The organism is Plantibacter sp. CFBP 13570 (assembly GCF_014841395.1).
Taxonomy (GTDB): domain Bacteria; phylum Actinomycetota; class Actinomycetes; order Actinomycetales; family Microbacteriaceae; genus Plantibacter; species Plantibacter auratus.
Window position 1 is genome coordinate 1 of the sequence record NZ_JACYTW010000156.1, and the last position, 259, is coordinate 259.

The 259-nt window shown below is 76.4% G+C and carries 1 pseudogene; it reads right to left on the reverse strand.

The annotated features are described in order from the left end of the window. A pseudogene (locus tag IFT89_RS20005) lies at positions 1-259 on the reverse strand (hypothetical protein); the annotation flags it as partial.

Genomic DNA, 259 nt, shown 5'->3' on the forward strand with positions numbered 1-259 from the left:
GGCTGCGTGGCGCCGTCCAGGAGGAGCGCGAACGCGTGCCAGTGGTCCGGGCGGACGGGACCGTCGGTCTCGCACCACGGCGTGCCCGAACGGGGTCCGAGCGGGGTGGCGTCGTCGAGGTCCCGGACGCCCGACCGGAGCGCGCCGGTCGGAAGCGGGTCGTGCTCGCTCGGGAGCGCGACGACGACCGAACGCACGCCGTCGGCGACGGCGACCGCCGAGGTCGGGTCGGTGGCGACGGTCAGGTCACGACCGCTGA